The organism is Nocardiopsis sp. NPDC006832, from assembly GCF_040635885.1.
Classification (GTDB): Bacteria; Actinomycetota; Actinomycetes; order Streptosporangiales; family Streptosporangiaceae; genus Nocardiopsis.
The window spans coordinates 112,795-127,858 of the sequence record NZ_JBEYLC010000009.1; the positions used below are offsets into that span (position 1 = coordinate 112,795).

General features: G+C 67.0%; 14 protein-coding genes and 1 tRNA gene. 3 read left to right on the forward strand and 12 right to left on the reverse strand.

What is annotated here, in order from left to right:
• Window positions 1–33: 33 nt before the first annotated feature.
• From rpoB to rplJ, 3 genes are all read right to left on the reverse strand, one after another.
• Complete coding sequence (gene rpoB / locus ABZ717_RS07060) at window positions 34–3,501, reverse strand: DNA-directed RNA polymerase subunit beta (protein WP_358506796.1); 3,468 nt, start codon at window positions 3,499–3,501, stop codon at window positions 34–36.
• A gap of 775 nt (window positions 3,502–4,276) precedes the next feature.
• Window positions 4,277–4,663 (reverse strand): 50S ribosomal protein L7/L12, encoded by a 387-nt coding sequence (gene rplL, locus ABZ717_RS07065; RefSeq protein ID WP_358506798.1) that lies wholly within the window; start codon window positions 4,661–4,663, stop codon window positions 4,277–4,279.
• A gap of 96 nt (window positions 4,664–4,759) precedes the next feature.
• Window positions 4,760–5,287, reverse strand: coding sequence for a 50S ribosomal protein L10 (rplJ, locus tag ABZ717_RS07070; protein WP_358506800.1), 528 nt, complete (start codon window positions 5,285–5,287; stop codon window positions 4,760–4,762).
• Window positions 5,288–5,721: 434 nt separating this feature from the next.
• Between rplJ and ABZ717_RS07075 the strand changes: the two genes are divergently transcribed.
• A complete protein-coding gene (locus ABZ717_RS07075) occupies window positions 5,722–6,546 on the forward strand; it encodes a hypothetical protein (RefSeq protein WP_358506802.1) in 825 nt (274 codons plus the stop codon).
• Window positions 6,547–6,634: 88 nt separating this feature from the next.
• Here the strand turns inward: ABZ717_RS07075 and rplA are convergent, their stop codons facing one another.
• From rplA to ABZ717_RS07100, 5 genes are all read right to left on the reverse strand, one after another.
• Window positions 6,635–7,312 carry a 50S ribosomal protein L1 gene (gene rplA / locus ABZ717_RS07080; RefSeq protein WP_358506804.1) on the reverse strand — a complete coding sequence of 226 codons (678 nt, stop codon included), beginning with the start codon at window positions 7,310–7,312 and terminating at the stop codon, window positions 6,635–6,637.
• An 89-nt stretch (window positions 7,313–7,401) separates the two neighbouring features.
• Entirely contained in the window at window positions 7,402–7,830 is a 429-nt protein-coding gene (rplK, locus tag ABZ717_RS07085) for a 50S ribosomal protein L11 (protein WP_358506806.1), read from the reverse strand.
• A gap of 279 nt (window positions 7,831–8,109) precedes the next feature.
• Window positions 8,110–8,910, reverse strand: coding sequence for a transcription termination/antitermination protein NusG (nusG, locus tag ABZ717_RS07090; protein ID WP_358506808.1), 801 nt, complete (start codon window positions 8,908–8,910; stop codon window positions 8,110–8,112).
• Between the two features lie 180 nt (window positions 8,911–9,090).
• Window positions 9,091–9,342, reverse strand: coding sequence for a preprotein translocase subunit SecE (gene secE / locus ABZ717_RS07095; RefSeq protein ID WP_358506810.1), 252 nt, complete (start codon window positions 9,340–9,342; stop codon window positions 9,091–9,093).
• Window positions 9,343–9,445: 103 nt separating this feature from the next.
• A tRNA-Trp gene (locus ABZ717_RS07100) sits at window positions 9,446–9,518 on the reverse strand.
• A gap of 224 nt (window positions 9,519–9,742) precedes the next feature.
• Here ABZ717_RS07100 and ABZ717_RS07105 point away from each other — a divergent pair.
• Both ABZ717_RS07105 and ABZ717_RS07110 read left to right on the forward strand, forming a co-directional pair.
• Window positions 9,743–10,951: a pyridoxal phosphate-dependent aminotransferase gene (locus ABZ717_RS07105; RefSeq protein ID WP_358506812.1), complete on the forward strand. Its 1,209-nt coding sequence runs from the start codon at window positions 9,743–9,745 to the stop codon at window positions 10,949–10,951.
• Between the two features lie 125 nt (window positions 10,952–11,076).
• Window positions 11,077–12,117, forward strand: coding sequence for an adenosine deaminase (locus tag ABZ717_RS07110; protein WP_358506814.1), 1,041 nt, complete (start codon window positions 11,077–11,079; stop codon window positions 12,115–12,117).
• 42 nt (window positions 12,118–12,159) lie between these two features.
• On the opposite strand, the gene ABZ717_RS07115 is transcribed toward ABZ717_RS07110, so the two are convergent.
• From ABZ717_RS07115 to ABZ717_RS07130, 4 genes are all read right to left on the reverse strand, one after another.
• Entirely contained in the window at window positions 12,160–12,753 is a 594-nt protein-coding gene (locus ABZ717_RS07115; protein ID WP_358506815.1) for a TMEM165/GDT1 family protein, read from the reverse strand.
• 316 nt (window positions 12,754–13,069) lie between these two features.
• Window positions 13,070–14,131 (reverse strand): UDP-N-acetylmuramate dehydrogenase, encoded by a 1,062-nt coding sequence (locus ABZ717_RS07120; RefSeq protein WP_358506855.1) that lies wholly within the window; start codon window positions 14,129–14,131, stop codon window positions 13,070–13,072.
• A 39-nt stretch (window positions 14,132–14,170) separates the two neighbouring features.
• Window positions 14,171–14,596, reverse strand: a complete 426-nt coding sequence (locus tag ABZ717_RS07125) for a MaoC family dehydratase (protein WP_358506817.1) — start codon at window positions 14,594–14,596, stop codon at window positions 14,171–14,173.
• A 17-nt stretch (window positions 14,597–14,613) separates the two neighbouring features.
• Window positions 14,614–15,057: a MaoC family dehydratase N-terminal domain-containing protein gene (locus ABZ717_RS07130; RefSeq protein ID WP_067597708.1), complete on the reverse strand. Its 444-nt coding sequence runs from the start codon at window positions 15,055–15,057 to the stop codon at window positions 14,614–14,616.
• Window positions 15,058–15,064 lie beyond the last annotated feature (7 nt).

Consider the following 15,064-nt stretch of genomic DNA (forward strand, 5'->3'; position numbering starts at 1 on the left):
TAATTCGTCCCCTGCTCTCGAAGAATGCGGAAGTTAGACCTCTTCGACACTGCTCGGCTCACGCCTACCCAGGTCGATTCCCAGTTCTTCCGCGGCGCGGAAGACGTCCTCGTCACTGTCCCGCATCTCGATGGACATACCGTCACTGGACAGCACCTCCACGTTCAGACAGAGCGACTGCATCTCCTTGATGAGCACCTTGAAGGACTCAGGGATGCCCGGTTCGGGGATGTTCTCGCCCTTGACGATGGCCTCGTAGACCTTGACGCGGCCCACCACGTCGTCGGACTTGATGGTGAGCAGCTCCTGAAGCGCGTAGGCGGCACCGTAGGCCTCCAGCGCCCAGACCTCCATCTCACCGAAGCGCTGACCACCGAACTGTGCCTTACCACCCAGCGGCTGCTGCGTGATCATGGAGTACGGACCGGTGGAGCGGGCGTGGATCTTGTCGTCCACGAGGTGGTGGAGCTTCAGGATGTACTTGTAACCGACGGAGATCGGCTCGGCGAAGGGTTCGCCGGTGCGGCCGTCGAACAGACGCGCCTTACCGTCGGTGTTGATGAGACGGTTGCCGTCCGCGTTCGGACGGACCGACTTGAGCAGACCGCTGAGCTCGGGGCCCTCCAGGCCGTCGAAGACCGGGGTGGCCACTCGCGAGTTCGGTTCGACCTCCGAGGCGCCGACCGCGTGGAGCGTCTTCTCCCATTCCTCTTCCGTGCCCTCGACGGACCAGCCGTTCTTGGCCAGCCAACCGAGGTGGACCTCAAGGACCTGACCGACGTTCATTCGGCCGGGCACACCGAGCGGGTTGAGGATGATGTCGACGGGAGTGCCGTCCTCCAGGAAGGGCATGTCCTCCTGGGGCAGGATCTTGGCGATGACGCCCTTGTTGCCGTGACGACCGGCGAGCTTGTCACCATCGGTGATCTTGCGCTTCTGGGCGACGTAGACGCGAACCATCTCGTTCACGCCGGGCGCGAGCTCGTCACCGTCCTCGCGGCTGAAGACGCGCACGCCGATGACCTTGCCGGTCTCACCGTGCGGAACCTTCAGGGAGGTGTCGCGGACCTCTCGGGCCTTCTCACCGAAGATCGCGCGCAGCAGGCGCTCCTCCGGGGTCAGCTCGGTCTCACCCTTGGGCGTGACCTTGCCGACGAGGATGTCACCGTCGACGACCTCGGCGCCGATCCGGATGATGCCCCGGTCATCGAGGTCGGCCAGGACCTCCTCGCTGACGTTGGGGATCTCCCGGGTGATCTCCTCCGGGCCCAGCTTGGTGTCACGGGCGTCGACCTCGTGCTCCTCGATGTGGATCGAGGAGAGGACGTCGTCCTGCACCAGACGCTGGGAGAGGATGATGGCGTCCTCGTAGTTGTGCCCCTCCCAGGACATGTACGCCACGAGGAGGTTCTTGCCCAGCGACATCTCGCCCTGGTCCGTGGAGGGACCGTCGGCGAGGACCTGACGCTCCTCGATCCGCTGGCCCTCGTGGACGATGGGGCGCTGGTTGAAGCAGGTGCCCTGGTTGGAGCGCTGGAACTTGCCCATCCGGTACGTCTTGCGCGTGCCGTCGTCGGCCATCACGGTGACGTAGTCGGCGGTGACGTCCTCGACCACACCGGCCTTCTCCGCGAGGAGGACCTCGCCGGCGTCGGTGGCGGCGCGGTACTCCATACCGGTGCCGACGAACGGCGACTCGGCGCGCAGCAGCGGCACGGCCTGGCGCTGCATGTTGGAACCCATGAGCGCGCGGTTGGCGTCGTCGTGCTCCAGGAACGGGATCATGGCGGTGGCCACCGACACCATCTGGCGCGGCGACACGTCCATGTAGTCGACCTCGTCGGTGCTGACCTGCTCGAACTCCCCGCCCTTACGACGGACGAGCACACCGGCCTCGGCGAAGCTCCCATCGGCGTTCAACGGGGTGTTGGCCTGCGCGATGACGCACAGGTCCTCCTCGTCGGCGGTGAGGTAGTAGACCTCGTCGGAGACCTTACCGTCGATGACCTTGCGGTACGGGGTCTCCACGAAGCCGAAGGAGTTCACTCGGCCGTAGGCGGCGAGCGAACCGATCAGACCGATGTTGGGACCCTCAGGGGTCTCGATCGGGCACATGCGGCCGTAGTGGGACGGGTGGACGTCTCGGACCTCGAAGCCCGCGCGCTCACGGGAGAGACCGCCCGGACCCAGCGCCGAGAGGCGACGCTTGTGGGTCAGGCCCGCGAGCGGGTTGGTCTGGTCCATGAACTGGGACAGCTGCGAGGTGCCGAAGAACTCCTTGATGGAGGCCACGACGGGACGGATGTTGATCAGGGTCTGCGGCGTGATCGCCTCGACGTCCTGGGTGGTCATCCGCTCGCGGACGACGCGCTCCATACGGGCCAGGCCCAGGCGGACCTGGTTCTGGATGAGCTCGCCGACGGTGCGCAGGCGACGGTTGCCGAAGTGGTCGATGTCGTCGGTCTCGATCGGACGGAGGCCGAGGACGGTCTCCTTCTCGACCTCACCCGCGTGCAGGCGGACGAGGTAGTCGATCGTGGAGACGATGTCCTCTTCGGTGAGGGTCCCCTGCGTGAACTCGGTGTCCAGGCCGAGCTTCTTGTTGATCTTGTAACGACCGACCTTGGCCAGGTCGTAGCGCTTGGGGTTGAAGTACAGGTTCTCCAGCAGCGCCTGAGCCGACTCCTTCGTGGGCGGCTCTCCCGGGCGCAGCTTGCGGTAGATGTCCAGCAGCGCGTCGTCGGTACCCGCGGTGGGGTCCTTCTCCAGGGTGTTGCGGATCGACTCGTACTGGCCGAAACGCTCCAGGATCTGGTCGGTGGTCCAGCCGAGGGCCTTGAGCAGGACGGTGACGCCCTGCTTGCGCTTACGGTCGATGCGAACACCGACGAAGTCGCGCTTGTCGACCTCGAACTCCAGCCAGGCACCACGGGACGGGATGACCTTGCACCCGAACAGGTCCTTGTCGGAGGTCTTGTCGACGGAGGTGTCGAAGTAGACACCCGGGGACCGAACCAGCTGGGACACGACGACGCGCTCGGTGCCGTTGATGATGAAGGTGCCCTTGACGGTCATGAGCGGGAAGTCGCCCATGAACACCGTCTGGCTCTTGATCTCACCGGTGTCGTTGTTGATGAACTCCGCCGTGACGAACATCGGGGCGGAGTAGGTCATGTCCTTGTCCTTGCACTCCTCTTCGGAGTACTTGGGCGGTTCGAACCGGTGGTCACGGAACGAAAGGGACATCGTGCCCGAGAAGTCCTCGATCGGGCTGATCTCCTCGAAGATCTCTTCGAGACCGGACTGCTCCGAAACGTCCTTGCGGCCGGCGGCGCGGGCCGTCTCGCCCCGCGTCTTCCACGTGTCGTTGCCCAGCAGCCAGTCGAACGACTCGGTCTGCAGGGCCAGAAGATTGGGAACCTCAAGGGGTTCCTGGATACGGGCGAAAGAAACGCGGTGCGGACCAAGGGCGTTAGCGGAGGCGTTGCGCGAGGCTGCCAACAGGGGTCCTTCCGAAGGCTTGTGGCGGTTGAAGCGCGCACGCCAGACGATCCGTCACGAGAAGGACCGCCGCAACGCGGTTGAGACGGTCACTTCGAGCGGGAGCGGGCATTGTCGGAGCTTCCGGAGTAACAAACGGAAACGACGAAAAGCCGTTCACCGACACAGGGATCACCAAAGGGCAGCGCAAAAGAGCAGTGTAGCCGAACACTACACCGCTGTCCACTCACGGTCCACGGCGCCACTCACGACACCGGCAGGATCACCCCTGGAGGGCGATCCGTCAAGCCCGGTGGCCGCCGAACGCCACCGCACACGCCCCCGGGGGAAAGGCCCTGGACCATCAGGGTGAAACAGCGCGCCTGCCCTGGCCCCACGGGGGATTGTGAGCCAACGGACACCCGGAAGGATTCCCTCGCCCAAGGCGGGTAAACACTCCCCAACGGGTCCGTCAGGATTCCCGGGACGGGAGATTATCGCGTCCGAGGGACAGTTCGCACACGCGTACCCCTCCGTTCCCGGTTTCCCCTGGTCCGAGGGCCCGGGGACCGCAACAGCTTCGCACACCGAAGTCCCGTGTCCTGGCACGGACACGGCCGCGCCACGACAAAGGGGACGTTCGTTCCCGCTCGACCCGCGTACCGGCCACCCATGGGCCCGGGCCCTTCGACCCCGACCCGAGGATGGACACGGACACGAAAAAACGGCCGCCCCTCCCCGAAGGGAGGAACGGCCGCTCAGCGTAGACCAGCGGGCGTCTGAGGCCCGCGAGGGACTACTTGAGGGTGACGGTGGCGCCGGCGCCCTCAAGGGCCTCCTTGGCCTTGTCGGCGTTCTCCTTGCTGGCAGCCTCCAGCACGGCCTTCGGAGCGTTGTCGACCAGGTCCTTGGCTTCCTTCAGGCCCAGGCTCGTGAGGCCGCGGACCTCCTTGATGACCTGGATCTTCTTGTCGCCGGCGGACTCGAGGACGACGTCGAACTCGGTCTGCTCCTCGGCGGCCTCTTCGGCACCGGCGCCACCGGGGGCGGCGACGGCGACGGCGGCCGGGGCGGCGGCGGTGACGTCGAACTTGTCCTCGAACAGCTTCACGAACTCGGAGAGCTCGAGAAGGGTCATCTCCTCGAACGCGGCAAGCAGGTCATCGTTGCTGAGCTTCGCCATGATGCGATCTCTCTTTCTCTCATGACACGCGCGCCAACGGCACAGCGTGCGAGCCAATGGCCGGGCGCCGTCGGCGCCCGCCGTGGTTCAAAAGGTTTAAGCGGCTTCCTCGGTGCGCTTGTCCGCCAGAGCCTGCGCGAGACGCACAGTCTTGGAGGGCAGCGCCTGGAAGACGGCGGCGGCCTGGCCCTGCTTGGCCTTGAGCGCACCGGCCAGCTTCGAGAGGAGAACCTCTCGGGACTCCAGATCGGCCAGCTTGGTGACCTGCTCGGCGTTCATCGACTTGCCGTCGACGACAGCGCCCTTGATCACCAGGGGCGAGTTCGCCTTCGCGAAGTCACGCAGACCCTTGGCGGCCTCGACGACGTCCCCGTGGACGAAGGCGATGGCGGACGGGCCTTCGAGCAGATCGGAGATCTGCTCGTCGACGCCGGCCTCCTTGACCGCGATCTTGGTCAGCGTGTTCTTGACGATGCGAAAACGCGTGCTCTGACCGAGGCTGTGGCGCAGTGCGGAAACCTGCGCGACAGTGAGCCCCCGGTATTCGGTCAGCACTGCGGCGTTCGACTCGCGGAGCTCGTCCGCGAGTTCGGCGACCGCGGCTGCCTTGTCCGGCCTCGCCATGGGACTCCTTCCAACAGTGAACGCTGGTTTTATCCCAAGGACTTCCACGATCGGCGTCAGCACGAGAAAAGCCCCGAACGCAAGGCGCACGGGGCATGTCCGCGTTCTTCCGCCCGTGTGCTCGGCACACGGGACCCGGAACGGGAAAGCTCTGGTGACACCTGCGCGGGCGCCCATCGAGGTGGGTCCTTAGGTCACCCGAGCGGGTGACGACCAGCGGTCTTCGGCAAGACCCAATGCTAACCGACGAATGGGAGTGCTCGACCATCGTTCCCACGCGGAAAGGATGTGATCGCCGGCACCCTCATCACCGTTCGGTGATGATCACGCACCCAACAGGAGAAATGTCCGAAGACACTGGGATCATGAGGCCAACTGGGCGTCCGCACTCATCGAGCGTGCCCACTCCCCCATAGCGAAAGTGATCCTTTCCCATGACGCGCACCCCGGCCCTGCTCTCCGCTGGAGCCTTCTCCCTCGTCCTGATGCTCACGGCCTGTGGAAACGACCCCGCCGAGGAGGAGACCACGGTCTCCACCGAGAAGCAGGAGGAGGAAGGCGGCGGGTCCCCCAAGGATCTCCTGGCCCAGGTCTTCGACAGCACCACCGAGATCACCAACTACACCCTCGACATCGACATGACGGCGCCCGACGTGGAGATGGGAATCCTCTACGAGGTGATGAACGATCCGGTGGCCACGCAGGCCACCATGTCCATGCCTCTCATGGGCGAGATGATGTTCGAGCTGATGTCCATGGGCGGTGAACTGCCGGACGGGGTGACCGCCGAAGACCTGAGCACCTACATCGTCATCTTCGAGGAGGGCTCGGACCCCTTGGTCGCCGACACGTACGGTCTCCAAGGGGATGCCCCCTGGATCCGCGGGGACGCGTCCACCATGGAACAGAACCCGAGCGACGCCTTCGACATCGAATCCCTGCCCGACCTCGTCGCCGCGTTCGCCACGCTCGACCAGATCGAGGAGACCGGAACCGAGGAGGTCGGCGGGATCGAGACCACCGTACTCCAAGGCAGCATGACCGAAGAGGAGATCAACGCCCTCGACGCCGAGCAGAAGCTCGCGGTCATCGAACTCCTCGGCTCGGTCAGCGGCACACTGGACGTCTCCTTGGCGGTCAGCGATGACGGCTTCCCGATGCGCATCGACTTCTCCGACGACCAGGCCGACGTCACGATGGAGTTCTCCGAGATCGGGTCGACCTCCTTCGAGATTCCCGCCGAGGAGCAGATCGGCTGATCCACTCCCCCACCAAGACACGGAACGGCCCCCGTCTCCCGAAGGAGCGGGGGCCGTTCTCATGCTTCACACAAGGCCCGGGAAGGCTTTAGGCGTCGAGCGGGATGCTCGGGCCCATCGTGGTGGAGACCACGGCCTTCTTGATGTAGCGGCCCTTGGCGGCGGACGGCTTGAGGCGGTTCACCTCATCGATCGCGGCCTGGTAGTTCTCGAGCAGCTTGGGCTCGTCGAACGAGGTCTTGCCGATGATGAAGTGCAGATTCCCGTGGCGGTCCACGCGGAACTCGATCTTGCCGCCCTTGATGTCGGTCACGGCCTTGGCCACGTCCGGGGTGACGGTGCCCGTCTTCGGGTTGGGCATGAGGCCACGGGGGCCCAGGACACGGCCGAGACGACCGACCTTGCCCATGAGGTCCGGGGTGGCCACGACGGCGTCGAAGTCGAGGAAGCCGTTCTGGACCTTCTGGACGAGCTCGTCGTCGCCGACGATGTCGGCGCCGGCGGCCCGAGCCTGCTCGGCACGCTCACCGGTCGCGAAGACCAGGACCCGAGCGGTCTTGCCGGTGCCGTTCGGCAGGTTCACGGTGCCGCGGACCATCTGGTCGGCCTTGCGCGGGTCGACGCCCAGGCGCAGGGCCACCTCGACGGTGGCGTCGAACTTGATGTTGCTGGTCTCCTTGGCCAGCTTCACGGCCTCGGCGGGGCTGTAAAGCCGGTCGCGGTCCACCAGGTTGGCGGCTTTGCGGTGGTTCTTGCTGCGCTTCACTCTGTTCTCCTACGGGAACGTGTGGTCCTTGGGCCGGCGCATGGCCCTGCCACTGTGGTTCTTGCCGTCGAGCAACCCCTGGTCGGGAGCTACTTGACCTCGATGCCCATGGAACGGGCGGTACCGGTGACGATCTTGGTCGCGGCCTCGATGTCGTCGGTGTTGAGGTCGGGCAGCTTGGTCTGCGCGATCTCACGGACCTGGTCGGCGGTGATGGAACCGCTGGTGCTGCGGCCCGGCTCACCGGACGCCTTGTCCATTCCGGCGGCCTTCAGGATCAGCTTGGGCGCCGGAGGCGTCTTGGTGACGAAGCTGAAGGAACGGTCCTCGTAGATGGAGATCTCTACGGGGATGACGTTGCCGCGCTGGGCCTCCGTAGCAGCGTTGTACTGCTTGCAGAAGTCCATGATGTTGACGCCGTGCGGACCGAGAGCGGTACCGACGGGGGGCGCCGGGGTCGCCTGACCGGCGGGCAGCTGCACCTTGACGAGTGCGGCGAGTTTCTTCTTCGGAGGCATATCGGGTCCTTTGCCTGATCTGCGTTGTGTACCGGCCCCTGCCTCCCTGACGGCACGTTCGGGCCGAAGGGCCACGTTCGTGCCGCTGCCGAAGGAGGCTTCCCCGCGCGAGGCGGGGGCCACGGCCCGTCGGGACCGGAAGGGCCGGGCGCGTGTTCGTCGGGCCGCTGGGCCTGCTGTGACACGCGACGGTGGGTCCGCCCTCGTCGAGGGTGGACCCACCAAGTCTACGTCGCCCGGACAGTGCTCCGGGCTGGTCGTGGAATGTACCCCACGACGTCAGATCTTGGCGACCTGGTTGAAGGAGAGTTCCACCGGGGTCTCACGACCGAAGATCGACACGAGCACCTTGAGCTTCTGGGTGTCGCCGTTGATCTCGCTGACGGTGGCGGGCAGGGTCGCGAACGGACCCTCCATGACGGTGACGGATTCTCCGACCTCGTAGGCGACGTCGGAGCGGGCCTCGCCGCCCGCGGTCTTGGCCTGCGGGGAGGATTCCGGCTCCACCTCCGGCTCGGGGGCCAGGAGCTTGGCGACCTCGGTCAGGCTCAGCGGGGCGGGCTTGTTGGACAGGCCCACGAAACCGGTGACGCCCGGGGTGTTGCGAATGGCCGACCAGGACTCGTCGGTCAGGTCCATGCGGACGAGCACGTAGCCGGGCAGGACCTTCTCGGTGACCTGCTGGCGCTTGCCGCTCTTGACCTCGGTGACCTCGTGCTCGGGCACCTCGACCTGGAAGATGTACTCCTCCATGTTGAGGGACTGGGTACGGCTCTCGACGTTCGCCTTGACGCGCTTCTCGTAGCCGGCGTAGGTGTGCACGACGTACCAGTCGCCGGGCAGCAGGACGAGTTCGTTCTTGAACTCCTCGACGGGGTCGAGGCGGGGCAACTCGGGCTCGGCTTCGGCCTCTTCGGCACTCTCGTCGGCTTCAGCGACCTCATCGGCCTCATCGGCGAACCCCGGGACGTCGCCATCGGCGTCCTGGGTCGGCTCGCCCGCCAGGCCGGTCTCTTCCGCCGACGACTGATCCGGCTCCTCTTCGGGGAAGTCGTCAGAGGTCAGTGGGGACTCGGACACGGCTGCTCTTTCTCTCGTCGGATTCGCTAGTGCGTGCGACGCACACCGAACAGGCCGTGCGTCGAACCCAGTTCTGCCAGCTTACGGTCTCTCAGGGCGACGCGGGACCAACGCGCGGACGAGGAAGGGCTTCCAGGGCGGAGTTGACGCGCCCTTGTCCCTGTGAGGATGGGTCGTGCCTTAGACGCTGGGCCGACCGAAGGTGCTGTAGAGCCAGGTGACGGCCTCACCGAAGGCGAAGTCGAGAAGGGAGACGTAGGCCAGGACCAACACGACGAACACCAGAACGACGATGGTGTAAGTGGTCAGTTCCTTGCGCGTGGGCCAGCGGACCTTGCGCAGCTCGTCGACGACCTGCTTGGTGAACGTCACCGGACCGGTACGACGCTTGGGCTCCTTCTCGGGCTTGGCGTCGGCGTCAGTCTGAGTCACCTGGGGTCCTTAGAGTCGCGGGCTGCTTGATTCCCCTGTAGTTCCGTTGCCCTCGCGGCGGGGTGACGACCGTGGTCGCCACCCCGATCCGCGCTCGGACTTGCAGGGCAGGAGGGACTCGAACCCCCAACCGCCGGTTTTGGAGACCGGTGCTCTGCCAATTGAGCCACTGCCCTTAGCGGAAACTGCGTTGCCCACCATAGCCGGTCCTGAGAGTCGTCGCACAACCTCGAAGGTGTGACGCCTGCGTAACGAACCGGCCGACGCGAACGAGTGTACGCCTATCCGAGGCCCACGACCAAACCGGTTCCGCCGGTCCGGACACCCGAGGTGACCTTCCCCGCCCGAGGAAGTGACCTTCCCCCCGACGTCGTGGATGAGCGCATGACACCATGGGAACATGACTGATCGACCCCGTGTCTCTGCACGTATCAGCGCCATTTCCGAGTCCGCCACCCTCGCGGTGGACGCCAAGGCCAAGGCCATGAAGGCCGATGGCCGACCCGTCATCGGATTCGGCGCGGGGGAACCGGACTTCCCGACCCCCGACTACATCGTGGAAGCCGCGGTGGCCGCCGCCCGCGAGCCCCGCTTCCACCGCTACACCCCGGCCGGTGGCCTCCCCGAGCTGAAGAAGGCCATCGCCGAGAAGACCGAGCGCGACTCCGGCTACAAGGTCGATCCGGCCCAGATCCTGGTCACCAACGGTGGCAAGCAGGCCATCTACGAGGCCTTCGCCGCCCTGCTGGACCCGGGCGACGAGGTCATCGTGATCGCCCCGTACTGGACGACCTACCCGGAGTCGATCAAGCTCGCGGGCGGTGTGCCCGTCTACGTCGTCACCGACGAGAGCACCGGCTACCTGGCCTCGATCGAACAGTTGGAGGCGGCCCGCACCGACCGCACCAAGGTGCTGGTGTTCGTGTCCCCGTCCAACCCGACCGGCGCCGTCTACCCGCGCGAGCAGGTCCGCGCCATCGGCCGGTGGGCGAACGAGCAGGGCCTGTGGGTGCTGACCGACGAGATCTACGAGCACCTGGTCTACGGTGACGCCGAGTTCTCGTCGCTGCCCGTCGAGGTCCCCGAGATCGCCGACCGCACCATCATCGTCAACGGGGTCGCCAAGACGTACGCGATGACCGGCTGGCGCGTGGGGTGGATCATCGGTCCCAAGGACGTGGTCAAGGCCGCGAGCAACCTGCAGTCGCACGCCACCTCCAACGTCGCGAACGTGTCGCAGGCCGCCGCCGTGGCCGCCCTCTCCGGCGACCTGACCGCCGTCGACGAGATGCGGAAGGCGTTCGACCGTCGTCGCCGGACCATCGTGCGGATGCTCAACGAGATCGACGGCGTGGTCTGCCCGGAACCCGAGGGCGCGTTCTACGCGTACCCGTCGGTGAAGGGCGTGCTCGGCAAGAAGATCCGCGGCAGGGCCCCGAAGACCTCCACCGAGCTGGCCGAGCTCATCCTGGAGGAGGCCGAGGTCGCGGTGGTCCCGGGTGAGGCCTTCGGCACCCCCGGCTACCTGCGTCTGTCGTACGCGCTCAGCGACGAGGACCTCGTCGAGGGCGTGACCCGCGTGCAGAACCTGCTGGCCGAGGCCGAGTAGCGAACGCGGATGTGACGAGGGAGCCCCGGACCGGGTGGTCCGGGGCTCCCTCGTGTGCGGGGCGGGTCGCGCGGTTGTCGCCGTTCCCGGTGCGCGCGGTGTGATTCATACGGCAGGCTTGGGACATGGAGACACCGACCAGCGCCCGCCGGTTGGACCGGCTGCCCAAGGCCCACCTGCACCTGCACTTCACCGGGTCCATGCGCCACGACACACTCGTGGAGATGGCCGAGCGGCGGGGCGTGCATCTGCCCCAGGCCCTGGCCGAGGAGTGGCCGCCCGAACTGCGGGCCACAGACGAACGCGGCTGGTTCCGCTTCCAGCGCCTGTACGACATCGCCCGTTCGGTCCTACAGCGGCCAGAGGACATGTACCGCCTGTTGCTCGAAGCCGCCGAGGACGAACGGGAGGCCGGTTCGGGCTGGCTGGAGATCCAGGTCGACCCCAGCGGCTACGCTTCCCGCTTCGACGGGCTCACCGCCACCCTGGAACTCATCCTGGACGCGGCCCGCGTCGCCTCGGAGGCCACCGGTGTGGGCATCGGGATCATGGTGGCGGCCAACCGCACCCGGCATCCGTTGGACGCCCGTGCCCTGGCCCGGCTCGCTCGCCAGTACGCGGGCAGGGGCGTGGTCTCGTTCGGGCTCAACAACGACGAGCGCCGCGGTCGCGCGCGCGACTTCGAGGCCGCCTTCCGGATCGCCAAGCGCGCCGGCCTGCTGTCGGCCCCGCACGGTGGCGAGCTGAACGGCCCGCTCAGCGTGCGCGAGTGCCTGGACGAGCTGGACGCCGACCGCATCGGCCACGGGGTCCGGGCCATCGAAGACCCGTATCTGGTGGAGCGGATCGCCACCCAGGAGGTCACCCTGGAGGTGTGCCCGACCTCCAACGTGGGTCTGGGCGTGGTGGAGAAGGTGGACCACCTGCCGCTGCGCAGGCTCTACGACGCGGGGGTGCCGATCGCCCTGGGCACCGACGACCCCCTGTTGTTCGGCCCCCGTCTACTGGAGCAGTACCGGATCGCCCGCGAGGTGTTCGGGTTCGGCGACCCCGAGCTCGCCGATCTGGCCCGCATGTCGATCCGTGGTTCGGGCGCCCCGGACTCGTTGAAGAAGGAGATGCTCTCGGGCGTGGACGACTGGCTGGCGGCTCCGCCCGCCGTTTAGCTCCCCTGGTTCCTCCGCCGGCGCTTGGGCCCATGGCCGAGGTCAGGCGAGGAGGGCCCAAGCGCCCTGGGCGAGCATGGCGGCGCCGGCGACGAAGAACAGCACCGCGGCGCCGATCCTGATCGCCCTCTCGGGCAGCTTCTTGCCGAGGACGGCGCCGATGGCGATCGCGATCCCGTCGGCGGCGACCATGCCGACCGTGGAGCCGATCCACACCGGGAGCCAGTGGTGCTGGGTGCCGACGGTGATGGTGGCGAGCATGGTCTTGTCCCCGAGTTCGGCGACGAAGAAGATCAGGGCCACGGTCATGAAGGCGGAGCGGATCCGGCGGGAGGCGGCGCGTTCCTCGTCCTTGGCGGTCATCTCGTCGCCGCGCAGGGTCCACAGACCGAAGAAGAGGAAGGCCAGACCGGCGGCGAGGGTGAGCCAGTCGGTGGGCAGGGTCGCACCGAGGACCTCCGCGATGAAGACGCTGCCCAGGTGGACCACGGCGGTGGCGGCGGTGATGCCGAGGATGACCGTGAGGACGCGGTGGCGCGAGGCCAGGGACATCGCGACCAACTGGGTCTTGTCACCCATTTCCGCGATGAAGATGGCCACCGTGCTGAAACCGAGAGCGGCGAGAAAAGCCGACATGCTACTCCAACTGTCCTGGTTGGGCAGAAGGAGGCGGAGAACGCCCCTTCAACCCGGTCGATTCCTACCGGGTCAAAGGTCTCGTCCGCCCGCCTGAGCTGGGCTCACGCGGCCGGGACGGAAGGTCCAGTATGTCGACCGCGCGCATTGGGGACTACTCCCCTTCGACACGGCCGACATTACCAGCGGCTTTTTTTATCGGCAATTCGTTGATTCAGCGAATTGTTCAATTCGGCGAGGTGGAAAAGTGAGTTGGGAACGCCCAACTCCTTTCTTCGGAGCGTCGCTCCAGGCCGTATCGGGCGCGGTGCCGGACCTACAGGCTCACACCGACCATGACCGGCTCGTTGACCAGGCGCACCCCGAAGGCGGCCTCGACCCCGGCGCGCACCTCGCGGGCCAGGTCGAGCAGGTCGGCCGTGCTCGCACCACCGGGGTTGGTCAGGGCGAGGGTGTGCTTGCCGGAGATCCGCGCGGGACCGTCGCCGTAGCCCTTGGTGAATCCGGCCCGGTCGATCAGCCAGGCGGCGGAGAGCTTCACGTTGCCCTCGTCGTCGGGGTGCCCGGGGATCTCGGCGTCCGATCCCAGGCGTTCGAGGGCGCGCTCACGGAAGGCCGCGTACCGTTCCGGCGACAGGATCGGGTTGGTGAAGAACGAACCGGCGCTGCGGGTGTCCGGGTCGGCCGGGTCCAGCACCATGCCCTTGCCCCGACGCAGACCCAGGACGACCTCCCTGGCCTTCTCCAGCGGCACCCGCTCCCCCGCTTCGACGCCCATGGTGCGGGCGACCTCGGCGTAGCGCACGGGACGGCTGAGCGGTGCGCGACGCAGTTCGAAGACCACCTCGCACACCACGTAGCGGTCGTGGCCCTTGAAGGAACTGTCCCGGTAGGTGAACCCGCAGTCGGCGTTGGACATGGTCACCAGGTCACCGGTGGCGCGGTCCAGGACCAGCACCTCACGGATGGTCTGGCCGACGTCCTGGCCGTAGGCGCCGACGTTCTGGATGGGGGTGGAGCCGACCCGACCGGGGATGCCGGAGAGGAACTCGATGCCGTTGAGGCCCTCGGCGACGGCCCGTTCGACCAGGGGGTCCCAGTCCACGCCCGCGTCCGCGCGCAGCAGGACGACGGTCTCACCGGTCTCCGGGTCGGTCCCGGCCTCGGTCAGGGTGACCCCCTGGGAGGCGACCAGGATCACGGTTCCGGGGAAGCCGTCGTCGGCGATCACCAGGTTACTGCCGCCGCCCAGGACGAGCACCCGTTCACCGGCCCGCTCCGCGTCGGTGACCAGGCGGACCAGTTCGTCGGTCGTGGCTGCGGGGTGAAAGGCCTTGGCTGGACCACCCAGACCGAGCGTGGTGTGGTCGGCGAGCATCGTGGACACGGGCGTGGTACCTCTTCGTTCTCTGGAGGGTCAGGCGAGACGGACGACGGCGGTGGCCTTGGCGAGGACCTTGGCGCCACCGGACCGGGCGGTCAGCGCAACGGTGACGGTTCCGTCGTCGTTCTTGGACTTGACCTTGCCGCCGACGGTGATCTCGGCGCCGTCATCGTCGTCGGGGACGACCACGGGCGCGGAGAAGCGTACCGAGTAGTCGACGACGCCGCCGGGGTCCCCCGCCCAGTCGGTGATGACCCGACCGGCCTCGGCCATGGTGAACATGCCGTGCGCGATCACGTCGGGCAGGCCGACGGACTTGGCGAAGCGTTCGTTCCAGTGAATGAGGTTGAAGTCACCGGAGGCACCGGCGTAGCGGACCAGGTCCAGGCGGCGGACCGGGAAGGTCCGCTCCGGCAGCAGCGCGCCGGTCTCGACCTCGTCGTACTTGAGCCTGCTCATCCTCGTATCCCCGCTTCCTAGGATCCCCGGACGACGAGCATCATGCCCGCCGTCACCACGTGTTCGCCGTCGGCCGCCGTGGCCACCGTCTCCAGGGTGAGCAGCTCGTTGCCGCCCAGGGCCTTGATGTCGGTGATGCGGGTGACGGTGTTCAGGACGTCACCGGCGTACAGCGGGCGCTCGTAGTGGAAGCTCTGGTCGCCGTGGACGACCCGGGAGAAATCGACGCCCAGGTCGGGGTCGGCGATGGCCAGCGCGGAACCGGCCATGCCCAGGATCACCGGGAAGGTGGGCGGGGCGATGACGTCGGGGTGGCCCATGGCCTTCGCGGACTCGCGGTCCAGGTAGACCGGGTTGAGGTCGTTGATGGCCTCGGCGAACTCGCGGATCTTGCCGCGGGTCACCTCGTAGGTCTCGGGGGCGGGGTACTCCCGGCCGAGGTAGTCAGGGTTGATCGCCACGCTCTGC